The sequence below is a fragment of the Novosphingobium sp. genome (assembly GCF_020852455.1).
GTDB lineage: Bacteria > Pseudomonadota > Alphaproteobacteria > Sphingomonadales > Sphingomonadaceae > Novosphingobium.
In genome coordinates this window covers 1-15,806 of sequence record NZ_JADZAT010000032.1, presented here as the reverse complement: position 1 = coordinate 15,806, position 15,806 = coordinate 1, and the positions used below count along the sequence as shown (strand labels likewise).

At 65.8% G+C, this 15,806-nt stretch carries 17 protein-coding genes; 11 read left to right on the top strand and 6 right to left on the bottom strand.

What is annotated here, in order from left to right:
• The first annotated feature begins 27 nt into the window (after positions 1–27).
• The 4 genes from IT549_RS14530 (at position 28) to IT549_RS14515 (ending at position 4,059) form a co-directional block, all read left to right on the top strand.
• Positions 28–966 carry a ribose-phosphate pyrophosphokinase gene (locus IT549_RS14530; RefSeq protein WP_292974320.1) on the top strand — a complete coding sequence of 313 codons (939 nt, stop codon included), beginning with the start codon at positions 28–30 and terminating at the stop codon, positions 964–966.
• On the top strand, positions 966–1,751 hold the full coding sequence (gene hisN / locus IT549_RS14525) for a histidinol-phosphatase (protein WP_292974319.1): 786 nt from the start codon (positions 966–968) through the stop codon (positions 1,749–1,751). The genes IT549_RS14530 and hisN overlap by 1 nt, the downstream gene beginning before the upstream one ends.
• 211 nt (positions 1,752–1,962) lie before the next feature.
• Positions 1,963–3,693 (top strand): DEAD/DEAH box helicase, encoded by a 1,731-nt coding sequence (locus IT549_RS14520; protein WP_292974317.1) that lies wholly within the window; start codon positions 1,963–1,965, stop codon positions 3,691–3,693.
• A gap of 66 nt (positions 3,694–3,759) precedes the next feature.
• Positions 3,760–4,059, top strand: coding sequence for a GIY-YIG nuclease family protein (locus tag IT549_RS14515; RefSeq protein WP_292974315.1), 300 nt, complete (start codon positions 3,760–3,762; stop codon positions 4,057–4,059).
• Between the two features lie 159 nt (positions 4,060–4,218).
• Here IT549_RS14515 and IT549_RS14510 read toward each other — a convergent pair whose 3' ends face one another.
• From IT549_RS14510 to IT549_RS14490, 5 genes are read right to left on the bottom strand one after another with little or no spacing between them, the layout of a single operon-like run.
• Complete coding sequence (locus IT549_RS14510) at positions 4,219–4,704, bottom strand: GreA/GreB family elongation factor (RefSeq protein ID WP_292974314.1); 486 nt, start codon at positions 4,702–4,704, stop codon at positions 4,219–4,221.
• On the bottom strand, positions 4,701–6,287 hold the full coding sequence (locus IT549_RS14505; protein WP_292974313.1) for an FAD-dependent oxidoreductase: 1,587 nt from the start codon (positions 6,285–6,287) through the stop codon (positions 4,701–4,703). Before IT549_RS14505 ends, IT549_RS14510 begins: the two co-directional genes overlap by 4 nt.
• Positions 6,288–6,346: 59 nt before the next feature.
• The gene (locus tag IT549_RS14500) at positions 6,347–7,243 is read right to left on the bottom strand and encodes a sterol desaturase family protein (protein ID WP_292974312.1); all 897 of its coding nucleotides are present in this window, start codon (positions 7,241–7,243) and stop codon (positions 6,347–6,349) included.
• Positions 7,236–7,649, bottom strand: a complete 414-nt coding sequence (locus IT549_RS14495) for a hypothetical protein (protein ID WP_292974311.1) — start codon at positions 7,647–7,649, stop codon at positions 7,236–7,238. The genes IT549_RS14500 and IT549_RS14495 overlap by 8 nt, the downstream gene beginning before the upstream one ends.
• On the bottom strand, positions 7,646–8,086 hold the full coding sequence (locus IT549_RS14490; protein ID WP_292974310.1) for a TIGR01244 family sulfur transferase: 441 nt from the start codon (positions 8,084–8,086) through the stop codon (positions 7,646–7,648). The genes IT549_RS14495 and IT549_RS14490 overlap by 4 nt, the downstream gene beginning before the upstream one ends.
• 286 nt (positions 8,087–8,372) lie before the next feature.
• Here IT549_RS14490 and IT549_RS14485 point away from each other — a divergent pair, with 286 nt between their 5' ends.
• The 7 genes from IT549_RS14485 to IT549_RS14455 all read left to right on the top strand — a co-directional run bounded on the left by IT549_RS14485 (position 8,373) and on the right by IT549_RS14455 (position 15,118).
• Positions 8,373–9,101 (top strand): cold-shock protein, encoded by a 729-nt coding sequence (locus IT549_RS14485; RefSeq protein ID WP_292974309.1) that lies wholly within the window; start codon positions 8,373–8,375, stop codon positions 9,099–9,101.
• A 132-nt stretch (positions 9,102–9,233) separates the two neighbouring features.
• The gene (locus tag IT549_RS14480) at positions 9,234–10,427 is read left to right on the top strand and encodes an aspartate aminotransferase family protein (protein ID WP_292974308.1); all 1,194 of its coding nucleotides are present in this window, start codon (positions 9,234–9,236) and stop codon (positions 10,425–10,427) included.
• Positions 10,424–11,350: an ornithine carbamoyltransferase gene (gene argF / locus IT549_RS14475; RefSeq protein WP_292974307.1), complete on the top strand. Its 927-nt coding sequence runs from the start codon at positions 10,424–10,426 to the stop codon at positions 11,348–11,350. The genes IT549_RS14480 and argF overlap by 4 nt, the downstream gene beginning before the upstream one ends.
• Before the next feature lie 47 nt (positions 11,351–11,397).
• The gene (locus tag IT549_RS14470; protein ID WP_292974654.1) at positions 11,398–12,255 is read left to right on the top strand and encodes an Hsp33 family molecular chaperone HslO; all 858 of its coding nucleotides are present in this window, start codon (positions 11,398–11,400) and stop codon (positions 12,253–12,255) included.
• Between the two features lie 137 nt (positions 12,256–12,392).
• Complete coding sequence (locus IT549_RS14465) at positions 12,393–12,782, top strand: hypothetical protein (protein ID WP_292974306.1); 390 nt, start codon at positions 12,393–12,395, stop codon at positions 12,780–12,782.
• Between the two features lie 40 nt (positions 12,783–12,822).
• Positions 12,823–13,518 carry a 7-cyano-7-deazaguanine synthase QueC gene (queC, locus tag IT549_RS14460; RefSeq protein ID WP_292974305.1) on the top strand — a complete coding sequence of 232 codons (696 nt, stop codon included), beginning with the start codon at positions 12,823–12,825 and terminating at the stop codon, positions 13,516–13,518.
• Between the two features lie 19 nt (positions 13,519–13,537).
• Positions 13,538–15,118 carry an MFS transporter gene (locus IT549_RS14455; RefSeq protein ID WP_292974303.1) on the top strand — a complete coding sequence of 527 codons (1,581 nt, stop codon included), beginning with the start codon at positions 13,538–13,540 and terminating at the stop codon, positions 15,116–15,118.
• Here the strand turns inward: IT549_RS14455 and IT549_RS14450 are convergent.
• Positions 15,115–15,642: a superoxide dismutase family protein gene (locus IT549_RS14450; RefSeq protein WP_292974301.1), complete on the bottom strand. Its 528-nt coding sequence runs from the start codon at positions 15,640–15,642 to the stop codon at positions 15,115–15,117. The two genes, IT549_RS14455 and IT549_RS14450, sit on opposite strands and share 4 nt — an antisense overlap.
• Between the last annotated feature and the right edge of the window lie 164 nt (positions 15,643–15,806).

Genomic DNA, 15,806 nt, shown 5'->3' with positions numbered 1-15,806 from the left:
CTGATTTGTGCGGGAAAGGGCGACTCGATGAAACTTCTGGCCGGAAATTCCAACCTGCTGCTGGCACGGGCAATTGCAGGCTATCTTGAGCTGCCGCTGACCCAGGCCGATGTGCGGCGCTTCGCCGACCAGGAAATCTTCGTCGAGATCCAGGAAAACGTCCGTGGTGAGGACGTGTTTGTGATCCAGTCGACTTCGGCCCCGGCCAACGACAACCTGATGGAACTCCTGATCTGCATCGATGCGCTGCGCCGCGCCTCGGCCAAGCGGATCACCGCGGTGCTGCCCTATTTCGGCTATGCCCGGCAGGACCGCAAACCCGGTCCGCGCACCCCGATTTCGGCCAAACTTGTGGCCAACCTGATTACCCAGGCCGGGGCTGACCGGGTGCTGGCGGTGGACCTCCACGCCGGGCAGATCCAGGGATTTTTCGATATCCCGACCGACAATCTCTATTGCGCGCCGGTGATGGCGGCCGACATCCTCCAGCGGACCGGGGGTAACAACCTGATGGTGGTTTCGCCCGATGTCGGCGGGGTGGTCCGGGCCCGGGCGCTGGCCCGCCGGCTCAACAACGCGCCGCTGTCGATCGTCGACAAACGCCGCGACAAGCCGGGCGTTTCCGAGGTGATGAACATCATCGGCGATGTGAAGGGCTGGGACTGCATCCTGATTGACGACATCATCGATTCGGGCGGCACGCTGTGCAATGCCGCCAGCGCGCTGATGGATGCGGGCGCCAACAGCGTCACCGCCTACCTGACCCATGGGGTGCTGTCGGGCTCGGCTGTAGAAAGGGTCAACGGCTCGGCGCTGAAGGAGCTGGTAATCAGCGATTCGATCCAGCCGAGCGAGGCCGCGCTGGCCCCGGGCAGCAAGATCCGCGTGCTCTCGATCGCGCCGCTGGTGGGCGAAGCAATCCACCGCATTGCCGAGGAAAGCTCGGTCTCCAGCCTGTTCGACTGATGGCTTTCGAAGCCGAACTGGCGCTTGCCCACCGCCTGGCCGATGCCGCGCGCGAGGCGATCCGGCCACTGTTCCGCACCGGGATCGGCAGCGAACGCAAGGGCGACCGGACCCCGGTGACCGAGGCGGACCGCGCTGCCGAGCAGGCGATGCGGCGGTTGATCGAGGCCGAATTTCCGCGCGATGCGGTGCATGGGGAAGAGTTCGGGGCGACCGCCGGTAATTCGGGGCGGACCTGGGTGCTCGATCCGATCGACGGGACCACTGCCTTCATGGCCGGCCGGCCGATCTTCGGCACCCTGATCGCGCTGGTCGAGGAAGGCTGGCCGGTTTTGGGGGTGATCGATCAGCCGATTCTGGGCGAACGCTGGGTGGGCCTGACCGGCACACCGACGACCTTCAACGGTACCCAAGTGCGCACACGGCCGTGCCCAAGCCTGTCCGAAGCCGCCCTTGCGACGACCGGCCCGCACTATTTCGACGACCATGACGGCGAACACTTCATGGCGCTGGCTGCCAAGACCGATCACAAACGGATGGTGATGGGCGGCGATTGCTACAACTATGCCATGCTGGCCATGGGCCAGCTCGACGTGGTCTGCGAGGCGAACCTCAAGCTGCATGACTATGCCGCGCTGATCCCGGTGGTCGAAGGTGCCGGCGGGGTGATGTGCGACTGGAACGGCGACCCGCTCCACGCTGCCAGCTCGGGCCACGTGCTGGCGCTGGGCGATCCGGCGCGGGTCGAAGACGTGGTCGAGGCGCTGGCCTGCGGGGGTCATTGATCGGATGCGCCAATCGCCTCCGCGATTGGCTAGCAACACCGGCCCGCTCCCCCTCCCGACCACCCATTAGGGTATCCCTATGGTATGGGTGGCCGGGAGGGGGAGCGGGCCGGTGTTGCCAGGCCGGACGGATGTCCGGCCGCACCGGCGTCAGCCGGCCAAAAAAGAATCCAAGCCAAACGCCGTCATTTCCTCTACGGGGCGGCCAATCATGTCCTTCCCCGATGTAACCCCGCTTCTTTCCGAAGCGCTCGCCGCGCATGGCTATACTGCGCTGACCCCTGTCCAGAGCGCGGTGATTGAGCCCGAGGCGCGCGGACGTGACCTGATCGTTTCGGCACAGACCGGATCGGGCAAGACCGTCGCCTTCGGCCTGGCCGTGGCGCACGAATTGCTGGCGGAAGGCGCCCTGCCGCAGGCCGCTGCGCCGCTCGCGCTGGTGATTGCCCCCACGCGCGAACTGGCGCTGCAGGTCAGCCGCGAGCTGACCTGGCTTTATGCCAAGGCCGGGGCGCGGATCGCGACCTGCGTGGGCGGGATGGACCCGTCGAAGGAACGCCGTGCGCTGGGCCATGGCGCGCATGTGGTGGTCGGCACGCCGGGCCGCCTGCGCGACCACCTTGAGCGCGGCGCGCTCGATCTTTCGACCCTGCGCAGCGTGGTGCTCGATGAAGCCGACGAAATGCTCGACATGGGTTTCCGCGAGGATCTGGAAGAGCTGCTCGATGCCGCCCCCGCCAGCCGCCGCACGCTGCTGTTCTCGGCCACCATGCCCAAACCGATCGTCGCACTGGCGCGGCGTTACCAGCATGAGGCGCTGCGGATCTCGACCATCGGCGAAGAGCGCGGCCACGGCGATATCGCCTATCAGGCGGTCACGGTTGCCCCGGCCCAGATCGAGCACGCGGTGGTCAACCTGCTGCGCTTTCACGAGGCCGAAACGGCGATGCTGTTCTGCGCCACCCGCGACAATGTCCGCCACCTCCACGCCACCCTGATCGAGCGCGGGTTCGCCGCCGTGGCGCTGTCGGGCGAGCACAGCCAGGCCGAGCGTAACAACGCGCTGCAGGCGCTGCGTGACCGGCGCGCGCGGGTCTGCGTGGCGACCGACGTTGCGGCGCGCGGGATCGACCTGCCGACGCTCAGCCTGGTGATCCACGTCGAAATCCCCCGCGATGCCGAAGCGCTCCAGCACCGCTCGGGCCGCACCGGGCGCGCGGGCAAAAAGGGCACTGCGGTGATCGTGGTCCCCTATCCGCGCCGCAAGCGGGTCGAATCGATGCTGCGCGGCGCCAAAATCCAGGCGGACTGGCGCGAGGCGCCGACCCCCGAGGATATCCGCCGCAATGACCATGAGCGCCTGCTTGCCACCCTGCTCGCGCCGGTCGAGCTGGATGAGGATGACCGCGATCTCGCCGCGCGGCTGCTGGCCGAACGCAGCCCGGAAGATATCGCCGCCGCACTGGTCCGTGCGCACCGCGCGCAGCTGCCTGCGCCCGAAGAGCTGATTGCCGGCACCCACGAAGCCCAGCGCGCCGCCCAGGCGGAACGCCACCGTCCGGGGTTCGAGGATGTGGTCTGGTTCCGGATGGACGTCGGCCGCCGCCAGAACGCCGACGCGCGCTGGATCCTGCCGCTGCTGTGCCGGCGCGGGCACATCACCCGCAATGAGGTGGGCGCAATCCGGATCGGCCAGCACGAAACCTGGTTCCAGGTTCCCAGCGCGGTGGCCCGCAAATTCGCCGACGCGGTCAAGCGCACCGCCAGCCCCGGCGGCGAGGATGAAAGCGGGGTCACGATCGAACCCAGCGAACCGCCCCGCATGGAAGCCCGCGAACGCCGCAAGGGCCCGCCACCCAAACCGCACCGCGGCCAGGGCGGCCCGGGCGGCGCGGGCAAGCGGGTGTTCCACAAGGGCCGCCCGAAGGGGCCGCGGGGGTAACTATCCTCAAACCACCCCGTCACCCCGGGCTTGACCCGGGGTCCCGCTTGCGTTTCATCTCCATCAATGGATCGTGAACGAAAGGGTGGCTGGGTCTACATCATGGCCGACCGTTATCGCGGCACGATGCACGTAGGGGTTACCGCTGACCTCGCGGCCCGCATCTTCCAGCACCGAGAAGGTGACGGGTCCGATTTCTGCAAGCGCTACAATCTCGACCGGCTGGTCTGGGCGGAGCGTGGCGATTCGATCGAAGACTGCATTGCCCACGAAAAGCGGATCAAACGCTGGCGCCGCGAATGGAAGTTCGATCTGATCGAGCGCGCCAATCCCGATTGGTCCGATCTGTTTGAGCATCTGAACTAGGCGCGGATGTTGCGTCTCAGCAGTTGCGCTTCAGCCCTAGACCTCGGCACCTCATCCCCCCATTCCGTCACCCCGGGCTTGACCCGGGGTCCCACTGCCTTTTCGAACCTCTCGCCAAAAAGCGGGACCCCGGGTCAAGCCCGGGGTGACGGGGGAGTGTTAGATGGATTGTGAGGAAGGAGAGGTCATCGCCCCAACCCCCATCACCTCAACCGCCCCCTTTTTCCCGCCAAAGTCCAGCACATCCCCCACCTCGGCGCCCATCACCGCGCGGGCTAGCGGGGCGGTAAAGGCAAGCTTCCCAGCCGCCGGATCGGCCTCGTCATGGCCGACCAGTTCGATCACGCGCGGCTGGCCGTTCAGCAGCAGTTCGACCCGGCTGCCGAAGCCGACCACCTCGGCGCCCTTCGCTTCGGTCGGTTCGGCGGTGGCGAGGCGGGTGCGCCAGTAGCGCAGTTCGCGCAGGTGCTTCTTGCGCGGCTCTTCTTCGGTAAGGGCGGGGAGCGCGGCTTCGAGCTCGGCCACTTTTGCTTCGATCAGGGCCAGCCCGCGCGCGGTGACCAGGTTGGGGCCGGGCGGGATCGGCAGTTCGAACTTGGGCTCGAGATGTTCGTCGTCGCTCTCGCGGCGGAAGGCGACGCTCATTGGAGGGCGGCCGCCACGAATTCCCCGGCGCGTTCGCCGATCATGATCGAAGGGGCATTGGTGTTGCCCGAAACCAACCGCGGCATGATCGAGGCGTCGGCCACCCACAGCCCCTCGATCTCGCGCGACTTGAGCCTGGGATCGACCACCGCAGCCGAATCGCTGCCCATCCGGCAGGTGCCGACCGGGTGATAGATCGTGTCCGAAACCTCGCGGATCCGGGCTTCGAGCGCCTGATCGTCGTTGTAGTCGATCGGGTTTCGTTCGCGCGCGCCCAGCTGCGACAGCGGCGGGGTTTCGGCGATCCGGTACATCAGCCGCGCGGCATCGCGCAGCAGGGCCATGTCACGCTCGTCATCAAGGAAGTTGGGATTGATCGCCGGAGCGGCCAGCGGATCGGGGGATTTCAGCCTGACCCAGCCGCGGCTTTCGGGCCGCAGCACGCAAGCGTGGAGCGAGAAGCCGTGTTCCTTCAGCCGGTCGCGCCCGTGGTTCTGGATGATCGCGCGGATGAAGTGGTACTGCACATCGGGCGCCGGGGCATCGGGGCGGATCTTCACGAAACCGCCGCTTTCGGCGAAATTGGTGGTCAGCATCCCGGTGCGCTTGAGCCGGTGTTCGATGAACGAGGCGGCGACTTTCATCAGGCCGCGCAGCGATCCGCCGAACAGCGACAGATCGTTGAGCTCATAGCCGACCAGATAGTCACAGTGGTCCTGCAGGTCCGCGCCGACCGCCGGCTTGTCGAGCACGACGTCGATCCCGTGCTCCTGCAAATGCGCGCCCGGGCCTATACCCGACAGCATCAGGATCTGCGGGCTGCCAAAGGCCCCGGCTGAAAGCACCACGCCGCCGCGGGCGCGGATCACCTCGCTGCGATTGCCCAGCCGCACCGCAACGCCGGTGGCGCGGCCCTGTTCGATCACGATCCGTTCGACCGTTGCCCCGGTCCTGACCACCAGGTTGCCCTTGCCGGCCAGCGGATCGATGAAGGCCCGCGCCGCCGACCAGCGCTCACCCTTGTACTGGGTGACCTGGTACTGGCCAAAGCCATCCTGCCGCGCCCCGTTGAAATCGTCGTTGAGCGGCAGTTGCAGCCGGCTGGCGGCATCGACAAAGGCCTGCCCGACCGGGCTGGGCGAGATCAGCTCGCTGACATGCAGCGGCCCGCCGGCACCGTGAAACTGGCTGGCGCCGCGCTGGTTGTCTTCCTGGCGGCGGAACACCGGCAGCACATCGTCCCAGGCCCAGCCGGTGCAGCCCAGCGCGGCCCAGTTGTCGTAATCCCACTGGTTGCCGCGGATATAGACCATGCCGTTGATCGAGCTGGACCCGCCCATCCCGCGGCCGCGCGGCTGATAGCCGATCCGGCCACCCAGCCCGGCCATCGGTTCGGTATCGAAGGCCCAGTTGGAACCCTTGGGCAGGAAGCCCAGCAGCCCGGGGGTGCGCACCGCCATGGTGGTGTTGGCCCCGCCGGCTTCGAGCAGGCAGACCTTCAGCCTGCCATCCGCCGCCAGCCTGGCCGCCGCCGCGCTGCCCGCGCTGCCGCCGCCGATCACCACCACATCGAATTGGTCCACGCACCTGACTCCGCTTGCTTCGGGTCAGGACTTAAGCGTTCGGTTAAACGGGGGCAATGCTATTCGGCAGGAGCCTCGCCGCGCTGCGCGAGCCAGCGCTCGCGGATCATGTCGGATGTGTCGCGGCTGCCATCGTGGGTCCAGCCGGGCGGGCGCCAGACATAGCCGAATTTCGACCCCCACGGCGCATACCAGACATCCCTGGCAATCCCGATCCATTCGTGGAAGGCCACCCACAGCAGGTTGAAGCTGCCCAGCTGCTTGACGATGCCATAGTGGATCCGCTCCCCCGCCAGTTCGGGCTGGAAGGTGCCGAACATCCGGTCCCAGACGATGAACACCCCGGCATAGTTCTTGTCGAGGTAGAGCGGATTGGTGGCGTGGTGGACGCGGTGGTGGCTGGGGGTGTTCATCACCGCTTCGAACCAGCGCGGGCACTTGTCGATCGCTTCGGTGTGGAACCAGAACTGGTAGATCAGGTTGAGCCCGCCGCAGAAGAAGATCATCGCCGGATGGAACCCGATGGCCACCAGCGGCAAGCGGAACAGGAAGCCCAGCGCAATCGTGCCGGTCCAGGTCTGGCGCAGCGCGGTCGACAGGTTGTAGTGCTGGCTGGAATGGTGGTTGACGTGGCTGGCCCACATCCAGCGCACCCGGTGGGCAAAGCGGTGGAACCAGTAATAGGCCATGTCATCAAGCACGAAGCACAGGATCCAGGCCCACCACTGCCAGCCGATCTCGACCAGACGATAGGGATAGACCGCGAAATAGAGCGCGGCGACCAGTCCGCCGGTGAGCAGCCCGGCGACGGTCGAGCCCACCCCCATGGCCAGCGAAACCAGCGTGTCGCGCGCTTCGTACTTGTCGGGCGCCCTGGCCCGCGCCCAGAGCATTTCGATCAGGACCAGCAGGATGAAGCCCGGCACCGCGTAATCGACGGGATTGAAATCAGGCACGGGCTCCCCCTCCCACGTGGCGCAGGCTGCTGGCCCAGACCTGGGCCTTGTCACCCAGATCGAGCGTGACCCGGCCGAACGAGTCTTCGCCGGTGCCGATGGTCAGGAAATTGCGGTCGAGCCGGGCAAAGGCATGGCTGTCGAGCAGGCGCGAGGCGAAATGCGCGCCGTGCCGCCGCAGCAGCATAACCCGGCCCTGGCCATCGCGCAGCAAGGCCCCGATCCCGGCCCGGTCGAGCGCCAGATCGGTGGCTTCGAACCCGCACAGCGCTTCGGCGGCCAGCCGGCGCGCTTCGTCTTCGGAACCGATCCGGACGTCTTCACCCAGCCCCAGCTGCTTGCAGACGAAGGCCAGCAGCAGCACCCCCAGCACCGATCCGGCCAGTTGCAGCAGCTGGCCGATCATTGCCCCTCGCTTCCGCGGGCGGCCAGCATGTCCATCAGTGCGCGCACCGGGGTCAGGTCATAGCCGGCCTGGGCGGCGGCGGCGGTCAGCGCATGCGGGCTCTGCCCGCGGCTGGCTTCGGCCAGGGCCCACAGCAGCGTCGAACGCGTGCCCGAGCGGCAATAGGCCAGCACCTTGCGCTCGCTCGCGGCCAGGGCCTGGGCCATGGCGCGGACCTGGCTTTCGGAAAAGCCGGCATGGGTGACCGGGATGGCGAGATAGTCGATCCCCGCCGCGCGGGCCGCAGCCTCGATCTCGGCGCCGGGAACCTGATCGTCGCTTTCGCCTTCGGGGCGATTGTTGATGATCAGGCCCACGCCCAGCCGGGCGGCTTCGGCCACTTCGGCCAGGCCGATCTGCGGGCTGGCCAGGATGCGATCGTTGAGTTGGCGGAACATCCGCCTGCTGTGCCAAGCCGCGCCGCCGCTGGCAAGCATGGTGCGCGGCGCGGCAGCAAAGAGTCGCGATCCGGCACCGCTGCGTAGTTATGTTTCGTGCAGAAATGTCACAGTTGCCGGTGCTCGCAGGCGCGGCGCTGATTCCGTTCGCCAATCGCAAATGATTCGGGTATGTGGAAAAGTGCAGAGGAGGGGGCTTTACAGCCGTTTGCCCTGTCGCCCGGTGCGATTCGTCCGCGCCACCGGGGGTCTTGCGTGGGGCGAATCGAAGGTAAGTAGCGAATTTATGGGTTTTGATAGAGGGCGTCGCGGGCGTGGCCGCGACAAGCGGGACGGTTTCGGCGAAGACAATTTCGATCCGTTCATGGGCGGCGGCGGTGGCGGCGGTGACCGCTTCGGCGGCGGCGGTGGTGGTCGCGGCGGCTTCGGCGGCGGCGATCGTGGCGGCTTTGGCGGCGGCCCGCGCGGCGGCGGCGGTGGTGGCGGCTTCGGCGGCCCGCGCGGCGGCGGCGGTGGCGGCGGCATGCCGGCCCAGGTCGTTGGCGAAGGCACCGGCACGGTCAAGTTCTTCAACGCGGGCAAGGGCTTCGGCTTCATCCAGCAGGATGCCGGCGGCGAAGACGTGTTCGTCCACATCAGCGCGGTTGAACGTGCAGGGCTTGAAGGCCTGGCCGAAGGTCAGCAGCTCAAGTTCCAGCTGGTCGATCGCGGCGGCAAGATTTCGGCCAGCGACCTTGAAGTCGTCGGCGATGTGATCGCGGTTGAAAAGCGCGAAGCGCCGCAGCGTCAGCTGACCGGAGAACGCGCCAGCGGCACGGTCAAGTTCTTCAACGGGATGAAGGGCTTCGGCTTTATCACTCGCGATGATGGCCAGGCCGATGCCTTTGTGCACATCAGCGCGGTCGAACGCTCGGGCATGTCGGGCCTCAATGAGGGCGACCGGCTTGAGTTCGACATCGAAGTCGATCGACGAGGCAAGTACTCGGCGGTCAACCTCACTCCGCTTCAGGGTTGATTGCTTTCGTTTGGGCCGGGGTTGTCCCGGCCTTGGCGAAGCTTTAGAGAAGCACAGGTGGCGGTCCTTTACGGGGCCGCCATTTGTCGTTTTCGAATTGCCGAAACACCCGATTTCAAGAAGGAAACCGCAATGTCCATTACCCCGCTGATGCCAGTCTATCCCCGCTGCGGCTTTCGCCCGGTCAAGGGTGAACACTGCCACCTGATCGGGGAGGACGGGCGCCGATATCTCGATTTTGCGGCGGGCATCGCGGTCAACCTGCTGGGCCACAGCCATGAAGGGCTGATCGGCGCGATCCAGCGTCAGGCCGCCACGCTGATGCACGTGTCGAACCTCTATGGCAGCCCGCAGGGCGAACACCTGGCCCAGCGGCTGGTTGACCTGACCTTTGCCGATACGGTGTTCTTCACCAATTCGGGCGTCGAAGCGGTCGAATGCGCGATCAAGACTGTCCGCGCCTATCACCAGCATGTCGGCAACAACCGCAAGTACGAGATCATCACCTTCCGCAACGCCTTCCACGGCCGGACCATGGCGACGATCAGCGCCTCCAGCCAGGAGAAGATGCACAAGGGCTTTTACCCGCTGCTCGAAGGCTTCAAATACGTCGATTTCGACGATCTTGAAGGTGCCAAGGCGGCGATCGGTCCCAACACCGCGGGCTTCCTGGTCGAACCGGTGCAGGGCGAAGGCGGTATCCGTCCGGCCTCGCAGGAATTCATGCAGGGCTTGCGCGCGCTGGCCGATGAGCATGACCTGCTGCTGGCGCTCGATGAAGTGCAGTGCGGGATGGCGCGTTCGGGCACGCTTTATGCCTACGAGCAGTACGGGATCGTGCCCGATGTGATGGCCAGCGCCAAGGGGCTGGGCGGCGGCTTTCCGATCGGGGCCTGTCTCGCCACCGAAAAGGCCGCGCGCGGCATGGTGATCGGCACTCACGGTTCAACCTATGGCGGCAACCCGCTGGCCATGGCGGCTGGCGAAGCGGTGCTCGATGCGGTGGCCAACGATGAATTCCTGGCCCAGGTCCGCGCCACTTCGGAACGTCTGCGCACCCGCCTTGAACAGTTCATCGGCAACTATCCCGAACTGTTCGAGCTGGTTCGCGGCAAGGGCCTGATGCTGGGCATCAGGATGAAGTTCGAGCCGCGCGAATTCGTTGGCCACCTGCGCGACAATCACCAGCTGCTGACCGTTGCTGCCGGTGACCAGACGCTGCGGCTGGTCCCGCCGCTGGTGATCGGCGATGTCGAAATCGACGAATTCTTCGACAAGCTCTCGGCCGGCGCGGCCAGCTATCAGCCTCCGGCGGCCACGTCATGACCCGGCACTTCCTTGACCTGAGCGATGCCGGCGGCGATGCGCTGGCGGCGATGTTGGGCGATGCGATGGAGCGCAAGGCCTATCGCGCCGGCGTGCCCAAGGGCGCGCCCGATGGCGATGCGCCGCTGGCCGGGCATGTGCTGGCGATGGTCTTTGAAAAGGCTTCGACCCGCACCCGCGTTTCGTTCGATATGGCGATGCGCCAGTTGGGCGGCAGTGCGCTGGTGCTCGATGCCGGCACCACTCAGCTTGGCCGCGGTGAGACGATTGCCGATACCGCGCGGGTGCTCAGCCGAATGGTCGATGCGATCATGATCCGCACCCATGATCACGCGAAGATCGAAGAACTGGCCCATTATGCCAGCGTGCCGGTGATCAACGGGCTGACCGACCAGTCGCACCCCTGCCAGATCGTTGCTGACCTGCAAACCATCGTCGAACACGGCAAGCCGCTGCCCGGGCTGGAAGTGGCCTGGCTGGGTGATGGCAACAACGTGCTGAGCTCGATCGTCGAGGCGGCGGGCCTGATGAAGTTCAACGTCCGCGTGGCCGTGCCCGAGGGCTTCGATCCGGACATGGCTTACATCGAGCGTGCCCGCGCACAGGGCGCGCAGATCACGCTGACCCGCAACCCGCAGGAAGCAATCGCCGGTGCGGCGGTCGTGGTCACAGACACCTGGATCTCGATGGGCCAGGCCGACAGCGCAGCGAAAGTTGCGGCGATGTCACCCTATCAGGTCAACGAGGCGCTGATGGCCGGGGCGGCGGCGGATGCGCTGTTCCTGCACTGCCTGCCTGCGCATCGCGGCGAGGAAGTGACCGACGCCGTGATCGACGGGCCGCTTTCGGTGGTCTGGGATGAGGCCGAGAACCGGATCCATGCGCAGAAGAGTGTGCTGCGCTGGGTCTTCGGCCAGCTGTGAGCGCCGCCCAGCACATCGTCGATGGCGAGACCGGCTATGACCGGGTGATGAGCTTCACCATCCCGGCGCGCGATGTGCGCGGGCGGGTGGTGCGGCTGGGCCCTGTGCTCGATACGGTGCTGGGCGCGCATGCCTATCCGCCGGCGATCACACACCTGCTGGCCGAAGCCCTGACCGTAACCGCGCTGATCGGTTCGCTGATGAAGGACGGGGATGGGCAGCTGACCATGCAGGCCCAGACCGAAAGCGGGATCATTGACCTGCTGGTCTGCGATTATCGCAATGGCGAGCTGCGCGGCTATGTCCGCCACGATGCCGATCGGCTGGCCGCGCTGGGCGCCAATCCATCGCTCTATGCACTGTTCGGCCAGGGCTATCTGGCAATCACCTTCGATCTGGCCTCCACCGGGCAGCGCTATCAGGGGATTGTCCCGCTCGAAGGCGATTCGCTGGCCGAGGCTTGCCAGGCCTATTTCTTCCAGTCGGAACAGGTGCCTACGCTGATCCGCGTTGCGGCGCGCAACGATGGCGCGGGCTGTGTTGCGGGCGGCCTGCTGGTCCAGCACTTGCCTGAAGGCGAGGAAGGGCGCGAGCGGCTCCACGTCCGGCTCGATCACCCCGAATGGGACCATGTCGCCGCGCTGGCCGGATCGATCCGGCATGATGAACTGGTTGATCCCGACCTGTCGCTTGAAGCGCTGGTCTGGCGGTTGTTTCACGACGAAGCGGAAGTGCGTTTCGACCTTGGCGGTCCGCTCCAGCGGGGCTGCCGCTGCAGTGTTGCGCATTATGAATCGGTGATCGCCAAGTTCCCCGAAGCTGATCGGACCGACATGCGCGACGAACGCGGGCTGATCGTGGTCGATTGCGCATTTTGTTCGCGGCTGTTCGAAATTTCAGCTTAGGTTAAACCATTCGTCGATAAGATTGCACGGTTGGCCGGCGATTGACGCTGTGTTACAAGTCAGTGCGGTCGCGAATAGCCAGATGACCTGGCGTTTCGTTGCAAGGATTAACGCAGGTGGGGAAGATCAGGGTTTCGATGGCCAAAGCCGCCTTGGCGGGCTTCATCGCACTGGCTGCACCGGCTTACGGTGGCGGGCCGTCGCTGGCCATGCTTGATCAGCTTGAGGCCGGGCGTTGGGAACTGCGCGAGCGTACTGGCGCGGCCCCACAGCGGATCTGCCTGCAGAGCGGGCGCCGCCTGATCCAGCTGCGCCATGCCGGCCTGCCGTGCGAGACTTTCGTGGTGACGGACAGCCCCGGCGAAGTGGTGGTCCAATACACCTGCCGCGGCAAGGGCTATGGCCGCACCGAAATCCGCCGCGAAACGAATCGCCTGGTCCAGGTGCAGAGCCAGGGGATCTCTGGTGGTCTGCCGTTCGAATTCGCCGCCGAGGCCCGGCGGGTGGGAGATTGCACCGGCGGCTGAAGCCATTGCCTTGGTCGCGGTCAGCGGCTAGCGACAGGGCATGGATGCAGGACAATCAGGCATTGGCCGCAACGCAGTCGTCCTGCTTTCGGGTGGGCTCGATTCGATGGTCTGCGCAGGCCTTGCGCGCGAAGCAGGCTATGCGATCCAGGCGCTGACGATCGACTACAACCAGCGCCACCGGCGTGAGATCGAGGCGGCGCGGACGATCGCCGAAAATGTTGGTGCCCAGCGCCATGTGATTCTGCCGCTCGATCTGCGGCAGTTCGGCGGATCGGCGCTGACTGATGAGATCGACGTTCCCAAGGAAGGTGTGGGGGAAGATATCCCGGTCACCTATGTGCCGGCGAGGAATCTGGTGTTCCTGTCACTGACGCTGGCTTGGGCCGAAGCACTGGGCGCACGCGATGTATTCATAGGGGTCAACGCGCTCGACTATTCGGGCTATCCCGATTGCCGCCCTGAATTCATCGAAGCCTTTGGAGATCTGGCGCGGCTGGCCACCAAGGCCGGGGCGGAAGGGGACCAGATCACCATCCACGCGCCGCTGCAATTTCTGGGCAAGGCCGACATTGCGCGCGAGGCGGACCGGCTTGGGCTGGATGCGGGGATGAGCTGGTCGTGCTACGATCCGCAGCCCGATGGGCGGGCCTGCGGACTGTGCGATTCATGCCGGCTGCGGCGCGAAGGATTTGCCAAGGCCGGGCTGGTCGATCCGACCCGCTATGCAGCCTGAAGGAATGGGGAGAGAGCATTTGGATACCACGAAACAGCCCGGTGTTGGGCAGGATCGGGCCAGCTCTTACAGCTGGTACGTGCTCTCGATCCTGGTCGTGGTCTATGTCCTCAATTTTATCGACCGGCAGATTGTCAGCATCCTTGCGGTTGAGATCAAACGGGACCTGCAGCTCAGCGATAGCGAAATGGGGTTCCTGGGCGGCGCGGCCTTTGCCGTGTTCTATGCACTGTTTGGAATCCCGTTGGGGCGGCTGGCCGACAACTGGCACCGGGTGCGCCTGCTCAGCCTGGGCCTGGCGCTGTGGTCGGGGATGACGGCGCTCTCGGGCTTTGCGAACAATCGCTGGACCCTGACGCTCGCGCGAATGGGCGTGGGCGTGGGCGAGGCAACCGCCAGCCCGACGGCCTATTCGCTGATTTCCGACTATTTTCCCAAGCGCCAGCGCGCAACCGCGCTCGCGGTCTATTCCTCAGGCCTCTACATTGGCGGGGGCGTTTCACTGCTGATCGGGGCAGAGATCATGCAGGCCTGGAACAAGGCCTATCCGGTTGATGCACCGCTGGGTCTGGCTGGTTGGCAGGCGGCGTTCCTGGCGGTCGGTCTGCCAGGGCTGATCGCGGCAGTCTGGGTCGCGACGCTGCGCGAACCGGCGCGCGGAGCAATGGATGGGGAAGCGCGGGTCACACCAGAGCGGCCCTTCGCGCTGTTCTTCAAGGACCTGTCGACGATCGTCCCGCCATTTACCTTGTGGGGAGCGTGGAAGCGCGGACCGGTTGCGCTGCTGATCAACCTGGCAGCGGCGGCCATGCTCGCGACGTTCGCGCTGACCATGATCGCGCTGACCGGGAATGTGCCGCAATGGTCGGCGGTCAGCTTTGGCTATTATGCGGTGTTTTCCTGGGCAAGTGACCTGCGCGCGCGCGATCCGGCCACTTTTCGCCTGATCTGGGGCACGCCGGCGTTCATCTGCACCACTCTGGGCTATGGCCTGATATCGTTCGTGTCCTATGCGCTGGCCTTCTGGTCGGCACCCTATGCCGAAACCGTGCTGCATATTCCCAAGCAGGAACTGGCCACGGTGCTGGGCGCCAATGGTGCGCTGTCGGGCTTTCTGGGGGTGATTGCGGGCGGCCGTGTCGCTGATACACTGCGTGCGCGGAACCCAGCCGGACGAATTCTGGTGATCATGTTCGGGGTTGTCGCACCGGTGGTGCCAATCTGGCTGGGCTTCACGACTCAGGATCCGTTCGCCTTCTATGCCTGGAACTTCGTCGCCGGCCTGTGCGGCGCTGCGGCGCTGGGAGCGGCAGCGGCGACGACGCAGGATCTGGTCCTCACCCGCATGCGCGGTACCGCCACAGCAGCATTCTTTCTGGGAACGACCCTGGTCGGGCTGTCATTTGGCCCGTACTTCGTCGGACAGATCTCCGATCTCACTGGAACGATCGTGGACGGCAAATTACAGGGCAACCTGCAGGCCGGGATCCTGGCCTTGCTGGTCACCGCGCCGATTGCCCTGGCGCTGCTGGTCTATGCCTATCGTGCGGTTCCCTCTGCCGAGGCGAGCCGGGTGGAGCGGGCGGGGGAGCGCGACTAGCGCGTCAAGACTCCGCAGGCGATCCTGACACCGCTGTTGCCGGTGGGATCGGTGCGGTTGTCGTCGGCTGCGGCGTGCACCACGATGGCCGTCCCATCGGCGTCGAACAGCGCTGCCTCAATCTCTTCACGCGAGCCGCGCAGGCTGGCCGTCACCGTACCGGCACCGATCGAATTGGCGGTGATGCCAGGCAGGTCGCCCAGGTGGCTGCCAGCCGGATTCTCAAGGCCGTGCTGCCGGGCATGCGGATTGAGGTGCGCACCGGCGCTGGTGAACGCCGGGGCGTCGCATTTGCCTATGGCATGCAAATGCATCCCGTGGGGACCCTGAGGAAGTCCGACGACTGCGATCGTAATGGAAACCTCGGTGCCTGCGGCCGTGATGATTGCCGAGCCAGCCGGGGCACCATTCGCCTGATGAAGGGTCGCGGTCGCCAGTTTCTGGGTCGGGATCTGGCCGACGCTGGCGCAGCTCGTTGACAGGATGCTGATTGCGAGGGGGACGATACTGGCGATCGGCTTCATTCTTGCCTCCTTCTGGCGATTCGCCAGACACCATAACGAAAAGGGGGCCGGATTGCTCCGGCCCCCAAATCGTTTTGCCTGGTAAGGCTTTGGCTTACATGCCCGAGCCCGGACCGTAGGTGATTTCCACCCGGCGGTTCTGGAGTTCGCGCACGCCATCCGCG

What these genes read in the sequence shown, in the direction of transcription:
- IT549_RS14520 (WP_292974317.1), top strand. Translation starts at nt 1,963, where the DNA reads ATGTCCTTCCCCGATGTAACCCCGCTTCTTTCCGAAGCGCTCGCCGCG.
- IT549_RS14495 (WP_292974311.1), bottom strand. Translation starts at nt 7,649, where the DNA reads ATGATCGGCCAGCTGCTGCAACTGGCCGGATCGGTGCTGGGGGTGCTG.
- IT549_RS14480 (WP_292974308.1), top strand. Translation starts at nt 9,234, where the DNA reads ATGTCCATTACCCCGCTGATGCCAGTCTATCCCCGCTGCGGCTTTCGC.
- IT549_RS14465 (WP_292974306.1), top strand. Translation starts at nt 12,393, where the DNA reads ATGGCCAAAGCCGCCTTGGCGGGCTTCATCGCACTGGCTGCACCGGCT.
- IT549_RS14470 (WP_292974654.1), top strand. Translation starts at nt 11,398, where the DNA reads ATGAGCTTCACCATCCCGGCGCGCGATGTGCGCGGGCGGGTGGTGCGG.
- hisN (WP_292974319.1), top strand. Translation starts at nt 966, where the DNA reads ATGGCTTTCGAAGCCGAACTGGCGCTTGCCCACCGCCTGGCCGATGCC.
- IT549_RS14490 (WP_292974310.1), bottom strand. Translation starts at nt 8,086, where the DNA reads ATGTTCCGCCAACTCAACGATCGCATCCTGGCCAGCCCGCAGATCGGC.
- IT549_RS14510 (WP_292974314.1), bottom strand. Translation starts at nt 4,704, where the DNA reads ATGAGCGTCGCCTTCCGCCGCGAGAGCGACGACGAACATCTCGAGCCC.
- IT549_RS14530 (WP_292974320.1), top strand. Translation starts at nt 28, where the DNA reads ATGAAACTTCTGGCCGGAAATTCCAACCTGCTGCTGGCACGGGCAATT.
- argF (WP_292974307.1), top strand. Translation starts at nt 10,424, where the DNA reads ATGACCCGGCACTTCCTTGACCTGAGCGATGCCGGCGGCGATGCGCTG.
- IT549_RS14515 (WP_292974315.1), top strand. Translation starts at nt 3,760, where the DNA reads ATGGATCGTGAACGAAAGGGTGGCTGGGTCTACATCATGGCCGACCGT.
- IT549_RS14450 (WP_292974301.1), bottom strand. Translation starts at nt 15,642, where the DNA reads ATGAAGCCGATCGCCAGTATCGTCCCCCTCGCAATCAGCATCCTGTCA.
- IT549_RS14485 (WP_292974309.1), top strand. Translation starts at nt 8,373, where the DNA reads ATGGGTTTTGATAGAGGGCGTCGCGGGCGTGGCCGCGACAAGCGGGAC.
- queC (WP_292974305.1), top strand. Translation starts at nt 12,823, where the DNA reads ATGGATGCAGGACAATCAGGCATTGGCCGCAACGCAGTCGTCCTGCTT.